13 protein-coding genes are annotated in these 12,991 nt (G+C 64.2%); 3 read left to right on the top strand and 10 right to left on the bottom strand.

Features of this window, described 5'->3' with window-relative positions; all coding sequences use genetic code 11:
- The first annotated feature begins 59 nt into the window (after positions 1–59).
- The 3 genes from lpdA to CI805_RS06045 all read left to right on the top strand — a co-directional run bounded on the left by lpdA (position 60) and on the right by CI805_RS06045 (position 3,018).
- Positions 60–1,460 (top strand): dihydrolipoyl dehydrogenase, encoded by a 1,401-nt coding sequence (gene lpdA / locus CI805_RS06055; protein ID WP_260927161.1) that lies wholly within the window; start codon positions 60–62, stop codon positions 1,458–1,460.
- Positions 1,461–1,770: 310 nt separating this feature from the next.
- The gene (locus CI805_RS06050; RefSeq protein WP_260927160.1) at positions 1,771–2,529 is read left to right on the top strand and encodes a CPBP family intramembrane glutamic endopeptidase; all 759 of its coding nucleotides are present in this window, start codon (positions 1,771–1,773) and stop codon (positions 2,527–2,529) included.
- Positions 2,530–2,592: 63 nt separating this feature from the next.
- Positions 2,593–3,018: a VOC family protein gene (locus CI805_RS06045; protein WP_260927155.1), complete on the top strand. Its 426-nt coding sequence runs from the start codon at positions 2,593–2,595 to the stop codon at positions 3,016–3,018.
- A 152-nt stretch (positions 3,019–3,170) separates the two neighbouring features.
- On the opposite strand, the gene CI805_RS06040 is transcribed toward CI805_RS06045, so the two are convergent.
- From CI805_RS06040 to rplO, 10 genes are all read right to left on the bottom strand, one after another.
- Positions 3,171–3,836 carry a hypothetical protein gene (locus CI805_RS06040; RefSeq protein WP_260927151.1) on the bottom strand — a complete coding sequence of 222 codons (666 nt, stop codon included), beginning with the start codon at positions 3,834–3,836 and terminating at the stop codon, positions 3,171–3,173.
- A gap of 115 nt (positions 3,837–3,951) precedes the next feature.
- A complete protein-coding gene (locus CI805_RS06035; protein ID WP_409934939.1) occupies positions 3,952–6,108 on the bottom strand; it encodes a prolyl oligopeptidase family serine peptidase in 2,157 nt (718 codons plus the stop codon).
- A 75-nt stretch (positions 6,109–6,183) separates the two neighbouring features.
- On the bottom strand, positions 6,184–6,606 hold the full coding sequence (gene rplQ / locus CI805_RS06030) for a 50S ribosomal protein L17 (protein WP_260927150.1): 423 nt from the start codon (positions 6,604–6,606) through the stop codon (positions 6,184–6,186).
- A gap of 143 nt (positions 6,607–6,749) precedes the next feature.
- Positions 6,750–7,637: a diacylglycerol kinase family protein gene (locus tag CI805_RS06025; protein ID WP_260927146.1), complete on the bottom strand. Its 888-nt coding sequence runs from the start codon at positions 7,635–7,637 to the stop codon at positions 6,750–6,752.
- A gap of 124 nt (positions 7,638–7,761) precedes the next feature.
- Positions 7,762–8,823 (bottom strand): DNA-directed RNA polymerase subunit alpha, encoded by a 1,062-nt coding sequence (locus CI805_RS06020; protein WP_260927144.1) that lies wholly within the window; start codon positions 8,821–8,823, stop codon positions 7,762–7,764.
- A 112-nt stretch (positions 8,824–8,935) separates the two neighbouring features.
- Entirely contained in the window at positions 8,936–9,325 is a 390-nt protein-coding gene (rpsK, locus tag CI805_RS06015) for a 30S ribosomal protein S11 (protein ID WP_007011846.1), read from the bottom strand.
- 63 nt (positions 9,326–9,388) lie between these two features.
- Positions 9,389–9,757 (bottom strand): 30S ribosomal protein S13, encoded by a 369-nt coding sequence (rpsM, locus tag CI805_RS06010; RefSeq protein ID WP_103099215.1) that lies wholly within the window; start codon positions 9,755–9,757, stop codon positions 9,389–9,391.
- A gap of 372 nt (positions 9,758–10,129) precedes the next feature.
- Complete coding sequence (locus CI805_RS06005; protein WP_260927140.1) at positions 10,130–10,777, bottom strand: adenylate kinase; 648 nt, start codon at positions 10,775–10,777, stop codon at positions 10,130–10,132.
- A gap of 43 nt (positions 10,778–10,820) precedes the next feature.
- The gene (gene secY / locus CI805_RS06000; RefSeq protein ID WP_260927139.1) at positions 10,821–12,188 is read right to left on the bottom strand and encodes a preprotein translocase subunit SecY; all 1,368 of its coding nucleotides are present in this window, start codon (positions 12,186–12,188) and stop codon (positions 10,821–10,823) included.
- 242 nt (positions 12,189–12,430) lie between these two features.
- Positions 12,431–12,910: a 50S ribosomal protein L15 gene (gene rplO / locus CI805_RS05995; protein WP_260927138.1), complete on the bottom strand. Its 480-nt coding sequence runs from the start codon at positions 12,908–12,910 to the stop codon at positions 12,431–12,433.
- Positions 12,911–12,991: the final 81 nt, after the last annotated feature.

Raw genomic sequence — 12,991 nt, 5'->3', positions numbered from 1 at the left:
CTGAAACGATCAATACCGCTCGTGCCATAGTGCGATGCACGAGCGTTGGGAGGCCAACAATGGCTGATTACGATTACGACGTTCTTGTCATCGGTGCCGGCCCCGGCGGTTATGTCGCAGCGATCCGCGCGGCACAGCTGGGCCTGAAGACGGCTTGCGCCGAAGGCCGCGAGACGCTGGGCGGCACCTGCCTCAACGTCGGCTGCATTCCCTCGAAGGCCCTGCTTCACGCCTCGGAATACTTCGAGGCCGCCAAGGAAGGCGGCTCGATGGCCGCGATGGGCATCAAGGTGAAGCCCGAGCTGGACCTCGATACCATGCAGGGCCAGCGCGTCGAGGCGATCAAGGGCCTGACCGGCGGCATTGAGTACCTGTTCAAGAAGAACAAGGTCGACTGGCTGAAGGGCTACGCCCAGTTCAAGGACGCGCACAGCGTCGAGGTTGCGGGCAAGACCGTGACCTCCAAGAACATCGTCATCGCCACCGGCTCGTCGGTCACCCCGCTTCCGGGCGTCGAGATCGACAATGCCAAGGGCATCGTCGTTGACAGCACCGGCGCGCTGGAGCTGGCCTCGGTTCCCAAGAAGATGGTCGTGATCGGCGGCGGCGTGATCGGCCTCGAACTCGGCTCGGTGTGGCGTCGCCTCGGTGCGGAAGTCACCGTGGTCGAATTCCTCGACCAGCTGCTTCCGGGCATGGACGGCGAAGTGCGCCGCGAAGCCGGCAAGATCTTCAAGAAGCAGGGCATGACGCTCAAGCTCGGCACCAAGGTGACCGGCGTCGAAGTCGTCGGCAACGGCGCGAAGATCACGGTCGAGCCCGCCAAGGGCGGTGACGCCGAAGTGATCGAGGCCGACGTCGTGCTCGTCTCGATCGGTCGTCGTCCGAACACCGAAGGCCTCGGCCTCGACAAGATCGGCATCGAGCTGAACCAGCGCGCGCAGATCGAAACCGACCACGACTTCGGCACCAAGGTCGATGGCGTGTGGGCGATCGGCGACGTGATCCCCGGCCCGATGCTGGCGCACAAGGCCGAGGACGAAGGCATTGCCGTGGCCGAGAACATTGCGGGCCTGACCGGCATCGTGAACCACGACGTGATCCCCGGCGTGGTCTACACGCAGCCCGAATTCGCAGGCGTGGGCCTGACCGAGGAAGCCGCCAAGGAGCGCGGTGCGATCAAGGTCGGCAAGTTCCCGATGCTGGCGAACTCGCGCGCCAAGACCAACCACGAGCCCGATGGCTTCGTGAAGGTGATCGCCGATGCCGATACCGACCGCGTGCTCGGCGTGTGGTGCATCGCCTCGGTGGCGGGCACGATGATCGGCCAGGCCGCGCAGGCCATGGAATTCGGCGCGACCTCGGAAGACATCGCCTACACCTGCCACGCGCACCCGACCCACTCGGAAGCGATCAAGGAAGCGGCCATGGCCGTCCGCGGCAAGCCGATCCACATCTGATCCCGATCCCGGCGGAGCGCCCTTGTGCGCTCCGCTGCATCCCGTGCCTGCGATTACCTGCGTCTGGCACGGCGTACTGACGGCGCACCCGGTCCTCGTCCCGGCGTGCGCCGTTTGCCGTTCCGGGGCTCATATCCGCGCCTCTCCCGGCAGAACCCAGCTTGCCCCCGCCAGCCTGTACCCCGTTCGTGTCGAGCGTAGTCGAGACACCTGCGCTACCGTGTCTCGACTACGCTCGACACGAACGGATAAGGGAACGCCGCCCTATCCCCTCTGGTAATTCCGGCCCGTCTCGCCCATCGAACAGGGCATGACCTTCGTCACTGCCGTTGCCCTTCTCGTCTGCCTTGTCCTGCTCCAGCGTTACATCCGCCGTGGCCTATCGGCGACCGCAGCGCTGCGCACGCGGCAGGGACCGCTGAACCGCCGCCAGTTCTTTCGCGACAAGCTGGTGGAGCAGTGGAAGACTATGATCGTCGCGCCTTTCCTCGCCCTGACGCTCTCCGGGCTGCTGCACAGCGCCTTCAACCCCGGAGAGGCCATAGTCCCTGCCGCACGGCTGACAGCCACGCTCACCGGCGCCTCACCGGACGATTTCGACCTGTCGCTGCTATCCTCGATGGCCGTGACCCTGACGATTGCCATCGTCGTCCTCGAAGCCCTGCCGATCCTGTTTCGCTGGAAGCGGCGGCTGGTGCTGGGCAACTTCACCGCGCTGCTGCCGCAAAGCCCGGCGGAACTGCCTTATGCGCTGCTCCTCGCGATCGGTGCGGGGCTGGGCGAGGAGATGCTGTTCCGGGGCGAAATTCCCCATGCCCTCGCCGCGCTGGGCCTGCCGCTGACGGCGGGCCTGCTGGTGTCCTGCGTGATCTTTGCCGCCTGCCATGTCTATCAGGGTTGGGTGGGTGTGCTCGCGGTAGGCTTTGCCGGACTGCTCCTGACCGCCATCTACGCGATCAGCGGCAATCTGTGGCTGGCGATTGCCGTGCATGTGACCATCGACGTGATCGGGCTGGTCATCCGCCCTGCCCTCGGCATGGGCCTGAAGCGGCTGCTGCGCCGAAGCTGAGGATTGCATCAGTATCGACGCGGTGACACAATCCCCTCTACCTTTGAAAGAGTGCTGCCCAAGATGTCGCTTCGCCCCTTCCATCTCGCCTTCCCCGTCCACGATCTTGCTGCCGCCCGTGCTTTCTGGGGCGATCTCATCGGCTGTCGCGAGGGGCGCAGTGCGGATACCTGGGTCGATTTCGACTTCTATGGCCACCAGATCGTCGCCCACCTCGTGCCTGAAATGGCGCAAGGCCCCGTCGGCGCAAACCCTGTCGACGGGCACGGCGTGCCGGTGCCGCATTTCGGCATCGTGCTGGAGAAGGAAGACTGGCAGGCACTGGCCGACCGTCTGACGGTGGCGGGCGTGGACTTCGGGATCAAGCCCTACGTGCGCTTTGCCGGAAAGGTCGGCGAGCAGGCGACGATGTTCTTCCGCGACCCTTCCGGCAACGCCATCGAGATGAAGGCCTTCGCCGATCTCGACCAGCTTTTCGCCACGGCCTGAGGCCTGAACCTCGATAATCACCCCGGCTCTGAATCAAGACCGCCGCCATGAACCATGGCGGCGATCCGGGGGATTCGTCATCATCTGACGTGAATCACGATATAGCCGCCAATCGTGGCCATCGTGTGACGGCCAACTCAGCGTTTGTCCCGTTAATCTACCGCGTGACCGTTCACTGTGGCGGTGCGGATACGCCCATCACCGTCCATCGTGCAGGCGAAGTTGCTGCCGTCGTTCATATGGCCTTCGACGCGATAGCCGCCGTCTTCGGCACTGCCGACATTGTCGACCTTGCCCATCGACTGCCCGTCATGATCGATCTCCGACGAGCACGAGTCCACCGCGCCATCGAAGCCTACCGCTTCACCATGACCGGAGCGATCGGCATCCGCATCCTGTTCCGTACCGGACGGCGCGTTGCTGTTGGGGCCGGTGTAAGGCGCAGCGCGCGCGAACCCGGCGCTGTCGGCCTGTGGCGGCACGTAGACGGGGCGGTTGTCGTCACCCGGCAGCGGACCGCCGGGATAGGCCGGCACGCCTGACGGCGCCGGCACCGCAGCGGGCGGCGGGGTCTCGTAGTTGTACACCGGCGGTGCTGGTGGCGGAGGCGGCGTCTTGTTCGCGTTGTTTGCCGCCGTCGCCGCGATGGCGCCGACACCACCGCCGATCAGCAGCGCCGCGAGCAGGCCCGCACCGCCATCGCCGTGATGGTGGTGATGCCAGTAGGGCCCCGGCTGCGCGAGAACCGGGGTCGCCGTCAGCGTCAGCGCCGCAGTGGCGGCAAGCAGAGCAGCAGTACGCGAATGCAGAAACGACATGGGCCAATACCTCTGGCGGCGAACTTCAAAGCGAATCGAAACGGCGCCGCAATACCGGAAAGTATGCGCAAACCTTGCTTGCGGCGCCATGAACCATGCGATGGTAGCCCGACCGTCAGTCAGCCGCAACGCTGCCGGATACATCGAGCCCCGTCCACTGCGCGGTAAAGGCCAGTACGTCCGCAGCCTCCTCGATCGCCTTGTCGATCGGCTTGCCCGCGCCGTGCCCGGCCCGCGTCTCGATGCGGATCAGGTGCGGGCGTGGTCCGATTTCGGCGGACTGGAGCGCAGCGGCATACTTGAACGAATGGCCCGGCACCACGCGGTCGTCGGTATCTGCGGTCGTCACCAGTACGGCAGGGTAATGCACCCCTTCCCGCACGTTGTGATAGGGCGAATAGGCGCGCAGCACGCGGAAGTCCTCCTCGCGATCCGGATGACCGTAATCGTCCACCCAGTAGCGGCCCGCCGTGAAGCGGTTGAAGCGCAGCATGTCCATCACGCCCACCTGCGGCACCGCCGAGGCGACCAGATCCGGGCGTTGGTTCGTCACCGCGCCCACCAGCAATCCTCCGTTGGAGCCGCCCTGAATCCCGAGCCCGTCCTTGGCGGTGATCCCCTCGGCGATCAGGTATTCGCCTGCCGCGATGAAATCGTCGAAGCTGTTCTGCTTGTTCGCGCGGCGCCCGCCATCGTGCCAGGCCTTGCCGTATTCGCCGCCTCCGCGCAGGTTCACCACCGCATAGACCCCGCCCGCCTCGACCCAGGCAAGCCGCGACCCCGCAAAGTTCGGTGTCAGCGAGATGTTGAAGCCGCCGTAGCCATAGAGCAGCGTCGGCGCCGGGCCGCTCGCGCCCGCCTTGCGCAGCACGAACATCGGCACTTTCGTCCCGTCCTTCGAGGCGAAGAAGCGCTGTTCGACCACGAAGTCCGCCGGATCGAACGCCACCTGCGGCTGCGCCCAGACGGTGCTCTCGCCGCTGGCGATATCGTAGCGGAAGATCGTCGTGGGATAGTTGAAGCTGGTGAAGGCGTAGAAGGTTTCGGTATCGGCCGCCGTGCCGCCAAACCCGCTGGCGGTGCCGATGCCCGGCAGGTCGATCGCCGTCGCCGACGGCGTACCATCGGGCGCAAAGCGGCGGATCTCGGTCCGCGCGTCGACGAGATAGCTGGCGATCAGCGCGCCGCCGACCAGCCCGGCGCCTTCCAGCGTCGCATCCTGCTCAGCCACCAGTTCCTCGACCGTGTCCGGTCCCGCTTCGGCGCTGGCGACATCCATCGCCACGATCCGGCCGCGCGGCGCGGCGCGGTCCGTCACCCACAGGAATCGCGTGCCCTGATTGCCCGCATAGCTCCACATGTTCTCCAGCGCCGGAACGACGGTGCGCGGGGCTGCTTCAGGCCGGGTCAGGTCGATCAGCGTGATGCGATAGCGGTTGTCCGTACCTTCATAGGTGGTGACGACCAGCCAGTCGCCATCGTCGGTAACGCCAGCATAATGGCTCCACGTCGGCTGCTCGGGCGTTGCGTAGATCAGTCGATCCTCGGCCTGCGGCGTCCCGAGGCGGTGGAAGTAGACCGCGTGATCCTGCGTGATCGCCTGGAACTCCTCACCCGCGGGAGGCTGGGGATAGCGCGAATAGAAAAAGCCCGAACCGTCCTTCGCCCAGCTGGCGCCGAGCGAATACTTCATCCACTCCAGCGTCTCGGGCAGGTCCTCACCGGTCTCCAGATCACGCACGCGGGCCTTGCGCCAGTCACTGCCGCCATCCTGGATGCCGTAGAGCAGCTTGGAGCCGTCCTCGCTCGGCAGCCATTCGGACAGCGCCGTCGCGCCATCCTGCGACCAGCCATTGGGATCGATCAGCACCCGGCCCTCGCCATCGAGGCTGTCGCGCAGCCACAGCACCGACTGGCGCTGCAACCCGGTGTTGTGCGAGAAGAAATAGCGCCCGCCCTTGCGCACCGGCACGCCGAAACGCTCGTGATCGAACAGCGCCCTGATCCGCGCGGCGAAGACGTCGCGCTGCGGCAGGCTCGCCAGATAGGCTTCGGTGGTGCGGCTCTGCTCGCCCACCCATTCGGCAACGCCCGCATCGTTGCGCACATCGGCCTCAAGCCAGCGGTAGGGATCGGCGACGGTCTCTCCGAACAGGGTATCGTGCGTATCGTCGCGGCGGGTCTGGGGATAGGGGATCTGGGTCATCGTGCAGACCAGATGGGCTCGCGCCCCGGCGCTGGCAAGCCCTGCCCTGTCGCTTCCGGTGGACATGAAAAAACGGCCGCGAGCGGGTAGCTCGCGACCGTTTCTCTATCCCGAAGGAAGCCGGAAAGTATCCGCCTCGGCTCAGGCCTCGGCGTATTCTTCCGCGTCGCTCATGACCGGACCCGAGTCCTGGCCCTTGGCAGCCACATCGCGATCGACCAGCTCGATGATCGCAACCGGAGCGGCGTCCGAAGCGCGGATGCCGGCCTTGATGATGCGGGTGTAGCCACCCTCACGGCCGGCGTAACGCTCGGCGAGAACTTCGAACAGCTTCTTCTCCTGCGCTTCGTCCATCAGACGGGCGTGGGCGAGACGGCGGTTCGACAGGCCACCATGCTTGGCAAGCGTGATGAGCTTCTCGACGTAGGGGCGCAGCTCCTTGGCCTTGGGAGCCGTGGTCTTGATCTGCTCGTGCTTGATGAGCGCGGCGGCCAGGTTGCGCAGCAGCGCAGCGCGGTGGCCCGAGGTGCGCTGCAGTTTGCGCTGACCCATTTTGTGACGCATGATCTCTTCTTTCGTTCGTCAGGCAGCCGTTCAAGGTACTGCCCGCCGGGCATTGCATCCGGCCAATGCCCAAAAGCCGGTTCACATGGGAGTGAAGCGCTGCCCTAAGAAGGAAATTGGGGCGAGAGTCAAGGTTCTTCGGCCTACTTGACTCGTTCTATGCTGCTAAACCGGTCGACGCGAACTACATTTGGCGCGGATGCCCCTCCTACAGATTTTTCACCCAGACGCTGTGGATTACAAAGCGCCTCTCGTCCGATAAACGTCACCCTATACACCCGGGGCTCGGGCGCGAATTCGATTTGCGAACCGGAATATCTGACATCGGCCCAATAGGTATCCGCAGACTCAGCCCCTGCGATTTCCTTCCCGGATACCGTGAAGCTCCAGCCCTCAAAATTGGTATTCAGCGTCCCAGCAAACCGATGCGGCGCTCTCCAGCGGATTGCGCCCTCCTCAGGCATTTCACCTAGCTCCGGGGCATAGTGCGCCCCTGCGACAAGGCATCGAGGGTCTGTGCGCCAGTCATAGGGTTTCAAAGCGACGGTGGTGACAACCTCCCCCTTCCTGACTGGCTGCATTGCCTCTGCCGAGGCTTGAGTGAACATCGCCGATGCGAACGGTCGTGCCGACACCATGGCCCAAAGAGGCGGCCCCAGCGTCAGCAACCCGATCCCCGCCGCCGCGACCGACGCCACCAGCACCGCGCCTGCCGACACGTCCTTGATCCGCCCGATCACCGGATCGAAGCCCGGCTCGATCCGGTTGCAGAGCTGTTCGATCGCAGTGTTGAACGCCTCGGCCAGCCAGACCAGCGCCATCGCGAGGAAAAGCCAGCGCCAGTCACTGGCCGATATCTGAAGGATCAGGCCTGCCGCAGCGGTGGCGATAGAGGCTGCCAGATGGACGCGGGCGTTATGCTCGCTGCGCACCAGCCAGCGCAGCCCGTTCCATGCAAAGACGAAGCTCCTGAGCCGCGACAGGATGCTGAAACGGGCGGGACGAGCCGGGACATCGGGCGATTCGATCATGGGTGCGATCTCACCACAGGCCGCTCTCTCCCGCCAGCCCTGCCCGGATCACACCGAAGCCCAAAGAAAAAGGCCCCGCGATTGCTCGCAGAGCCTTGTCCTGTTTCGTATCGGAAGCGACCGATCAGCCAAGCAGTTCCTGCTCCAGCTTCTTGGCCATCTCTTCGATGTTCTCGGGCGGCCAGCCCGGAATGTCCATGCCGAGGCGCAGGCCCATCGACGAAAGGACTTCCTTGATCTCGTTGAGCGACTTGCGGCCGAAGTTCGGCGTGCGCAGCATCTCGGCTTCGGTCTTCTGGACCAGATCGCCGATATAGATGATGTTGTCGTTCTTGAGGCAGTTGGCCGAACGCACCGACAGTTCCAGCTCGTCCACCTTCTTGAGAAGGTAGCGGTTGAGCTGGTTGGCGTCGTTCTCTTCCGGTGCAGCACCGGCAGCCATGCCGACCATCGGCGCGGCGCCCACGGGGACGATGTCCTCGAAGTGGACGAACAGCGCCAGCTGGTCCTGGAGGATGCGGGCAGCGTAAGCCACCGCGTCTTCCGGCGTGACAGTGCCGTCGGTCTCGACCGAGAGGCTCAGCTTGTCGAAGTCGAGCTCCTGGCCGATACGGGCGTTCTCGACCTTGTAGCTGACCTGGCGGACCGGCGAGTAGAGCGAGTCGACCGGGATCAGACCGATCGGCGCGTCCACGGGACGGTTGGCGACGGCGGGGACGTAGCCCTTGCCGACGTCAGCGGTCAGTTCCATGTTCAGCGTCGCACCATCGTCGAGGGTGCAGATCACGAGGTCCTTGTTCATGACCTCGATGTCACCGGTGACGGCGATATCGCCGGCGGTGACGACAGCCGGACCGGTTGCCGAGAGCTGCAGGCGCTTGGCGCCCTCGCCCTGCATCTTGAGCGCGATCTGCTTGACGTTGAGAACGATGTCCGTGACGTCTTCGCGCACACCGGCCAGCGACGAGAATTCGTGCAGGACGTTCTCGATCTTGATCGAGGTCACGGCAGCGCCCTGCAGCGAGGACAGCAGCACACGACGCAGCGCGTTGCCAAGCGTCAGACCGAAGCCACGCTCGAGCGGTTCGGCGACGAAGGTCGCCTTGGTCTTGGGGTCTGGTCCCGGCTTGATCTCAAGGCTGTTCGGCTTCTTGAGTTCCTGCCAGTTCTTGATGTTGACAGTCATGGACTTCCCCTGGGGTGTTCGATGGCGACTTGCCCCTCATGCCTGGTGGAAAGGCATGAAGAACAAACCGATAGACCGGGTGGCGACCGGTACGCCACCCGAAAAAGCACAATCAGACGCGGCGACGCTTCGAAGGACGCACGCCGTTGTGCGGGATCGGGGTAACGTCGCGGATCGAAGTGATCGTGAAGCCGACGGCCTGAAGGGCGCGAAGGGCGCTCTCACGGCCCGAACCGGGGCCCTTGACCTCGACTTCGAGGGTACGCACGCCGTGTTCGGCGGCCTTCTTGCCGGCGTCGTCAGCGGCGACCTGCGCGGCATAGGGAGTCGACTTGCGGCTGCCCTTGAAGCCCATCATGCCGGCCGACGACCACGAAATGGCGTTGCCCTGGGCATCGGTGATGGTGACCATAGTGTTGTTGAAGCTGGCGTTGACGTGCGCAATGCCGCTGGTGATGTTCTTGCGCTCGCGGCGCTTAATGCGCTGGGGTTCGCGTGCCATGTCCGTATATCCTGTCGTAAAACGCTGGAGGAAAGATCGCTGGGCCTGATGGCCCCGCGGATCTTACTTCTTCTTGCCGGCGATCGGCTTGGCCTTGCCCTTGCGGGTGCGCGCATTGGTGTGCGTGCGCTGGCCACGAACCGGCAGACCCTTGCGGTGACGCAGGCCACGGTAGCAAGCGAGGTCCATGAGACGCTTGATGTTCATCGCGGTTTCGCGACGAAGATCACCTTCCACGGTGTGCTCGGCGTCGATCGTCTCGCGGATCTGCAGGACTTCGGCGTCCGACAGGTCCTGGATGCGACGGGTGTGATCGATACCCAGCTTGTCGGCGATCTCGAGCGCCTTGGTGCGACCGATACCGTGAATGTAGGTGAGCGCGATGATAACGCGCTTGTTGGTGGGGAGATTGACCCCGGCGATACGTGCCACTTAAAAAACTCCTGCTCCACAGGGTGCCGCAAGGCGCCCTATCTCAACGCTGCAAAATACCCCCGAACCCAAACGGAAACACGCCCGGCGGAGTCATCGCGCAAAAGCGATGCCGATCGGACGGGCCGTTTTTATCGAGCGAAGGGGGCGCTTAGAACGATTCGCAAGCACTGTCAAGCAAGGGCACCGACGCGCGACGCCGGAACCGGTAGAGCCGGCCGCGTCAGGATCGTTGCGCTTGCGTATTTACCGCATTTGCGCCGGGCCGTCAAAATTTTCGGCAAACGACCCACGCAAATATGACAATCCCAGGCGCGACGGGATCAACCATCGGCCTGGGATCGTGCAATTCCCAAAGGAAAGCGAGCAGGATCAGCCTGCCAGCGCCCCCTCGATCGCCGCTGTCACTGCATCCATGTCGGCCATGCCATCCACCGTCACGACGATACCGCGTGCCTCGTAGATCGGGAGGATCGGCGCCGTCTTGGCGCGATATTCGGCCATGCGCGTGCGCACGGTCTCGGCATTATCGTCAGGGCGACGCTTGAACTCGGTGCCCCCGCACTTGTCGCAAGTGCCCGGAACCTTGGGCTGCTCGAACTTGTCGTGATAGCCCTTCCCGCAGGTCGCGCAGGTGAAGCGGCCGGTGATGCGCTCGACCAGCGCCTCTTCGTCGACGACGAGTTCGATCACACGCTCAAGCTTGCGACCGCGCTCGGCTAGAATTGCATCGAGCGATTCGGCCTGCGCTGCAGTACGCGGGTAGCCATCGAAGATCGCGCCCGTCTCGGCATTCATCGCGTCGAGTTCCTCGCCGATGAGCGCCGAAACGATGGCATCCGATACTAGCTCGCCGCGGTCCATCACAGCCTTGGCCTCAAGCCCGACAGGCGTTCCCGCCTTTACGGCAGCGCGCAGCATGTCGCCGGTCGACAGCTGACGCATTCCGCGACGCTCGACCAGACGCTGGGCCTGCGTCCCCTTGCCCGCGCCCGGCGGCCCCAACAGGATGATGTTCACGCCTTCATTCCCTCTATGAATTCAGCCGGTGTTCCCGCGCCCCTCAGCGCAGGCGGCCCTTGAGCTTGGCCTTCTTGATCAGATCGCCATACTGGTGGGCCAGCAGGTGCGACTGGATCTGCGTGATGGTATCCACCGTCACGTTGACGACGATCAGCAGGCTGGTGCCGCCCATGAACAGCAGCGGCAGGCCGGTCAGCGACAGGAAGTACTCGGGCACCGTGCAGACCACCGTCAGGTAGATCGCACCGATCACCGTCACGCGCGTCAGCACGTAGTCGAGGTAGTCCGCCGTCTTCTTGCCCGGACGGATACCCGGAATGAAGCCGCCGTTCTTCTTCAGGTTGTCCGCGGTCTCTTCGGGATTGAAGACGACGGCGGTGTAGAAGAAGCTGAAGAAGATGATGCCCGCTGCGTAAAGCAGCATGTAGAGCGGCTTGCCGTGACCCAAGTACTGGTTGAGCGTCACCACGACCTTGCCCATCGTCGAATCGGGATTCAGCGACTTGCCTGCGAACTGCGTGATCGTCAGCGGCAGCAGCAGCAGCGAACTGGCGAAGATCGGCGGGATGACACCGGCGGTGTTCATCTTGAGCGGCAGGTGGCTGCGATCGGCCTGCATCATACCGCGCTGCGTGGCGCGCTTGGGATACTGGATCAGCAGGCGACGCTGCGCGCGCTCGAAGAAGCAGATCATCAGGATCAGCGCGATGACCAGCACGATCAGCGCGATAATCAGGATCGAGCCGGTATCACCGGCGCTGTAGGCCTGCCCAAGGTTGCTGGCGAACGTCGGCATCTGGGCGACGATACCCGCCATGATGATCAGCGAGACGCCGTTGCCCAGACCGCGCGAGGTGATCTGCTCACCCAGCCACAGCAGGAACATCGTGCCGCCGACCAGCGAGATCACCGCGCCGATGCGGAACACGATGCCCGGATCGACAACCGCCTGCGCACCGGTCGAAGCGCCATAGGCTTCAAGGCTGACGGCGAGGAAATACCCCTGCAGCGCGCAGAGGAACACCGTGCCGTAGCGGGTGTACTGGTTCATCTTCTTGCGACCGGCCTCGCCTTCTTTCTTCAGCGCCATCAGCGCGGGATGAAGCGAGGCGGCAAGCTGCACCACGATCGAGGCCGTGATGTACGGCATCACGCCGAGCGCGATCAGGCTCATGCGCGAGAGCGAACCACCCGAGAAGGTGTTGAACAGATCGAGGATGCCGCCCTGCGTCTTCGAGTAGAGCGTCTGCAGCACGATCGGGTCGATGCCCGGCAGCGGCACGAAGCTGAGGAAGCGGAAGACGATCAGCGCACCGATCGTGAACCAGATGCGGTTCTTCAGCTCGGTTGCCTTGGAGAAGTTGGCCAGGCTGAGCGAGCTGGCGATATTGTCGGCGCGAGAAGCCATGACGATGGGAAGCCTTGAATAAATCTCTTCGGATTCGGCCTTAGCGGCTGCTGCCTGCCTTGTCGAACCCCGGTAACGAAGAGGCAATATGGCGCCTGTCCTGCATTCGGGAAGCCCCGAAATGCAACTAGGCCAAATTGTCCACCCCGCAGCGGCACGAAGGACACATGAAAAAGGGCGAAGCGCCTGTAGCGCCCCGCCCTTTCGCGTTCAGATCATCGCGAAGGACGCGACGACGAGGCTCAGGCCTCGACGGCTTCCTTGGCGGGAAGGATCACCGAACCGCCGACCTTCTCGACAGCTTCGACAGCGCCCTTCGAGGCACCGGCGACGTTGAAGGTGATCTTGGCGGTCAGCTCGCCCTTGCCGAGCAGACGCACGCCGTCCTTGCCGCCACGGGCAAGACCGGCAGCCTGCAGAGCGGCATGATCGATGGTTGCAGCGACATCGAGCTTGCCCGCGTCCACGGCCTTCTGGATCGCGCCGAGGTTCACTTCGGCGTAGTCCTTGCGGAACTTGGCGTTGGTGAAGCCGCGCTTCGGGATACGCATGTGGAGCGGCATCTGGCCGCCCTCGAAGCCGTTGATCGAAACGCCCGAGCGTGCCTTGGCACCCTTCTGGCCGCGACCACCGGTCTTGCCCTTGCCCGAACCGATACCACGGCCGATACGCATGCGGCGGTGACGGGCACCGGCGTTGTCGCGAAGTTCATTCAGTTTCATGTTGTGCACTCGCTTTCGCTTGTTACGCGCTGATAGGAAGCGGCGCCCCTAACGGAAAGCGCCCTGCCTGTCACCCCTCTT

It is taken from the genome of Novosphingobium sp. 9 (assembly GCF_025340265.1).
Taxonomy (GTDB): Bacteria; Pseudomonadota; Alphaproteobacteria; order Sphingomonadales; family Sphingomonadaceae; genus Novosphingobium.
The sequence above is the reverse complement of the archived record's forward strand: the minus strand, read 5'-3'. Positions and strand labels throughout refer to the sequence as shown.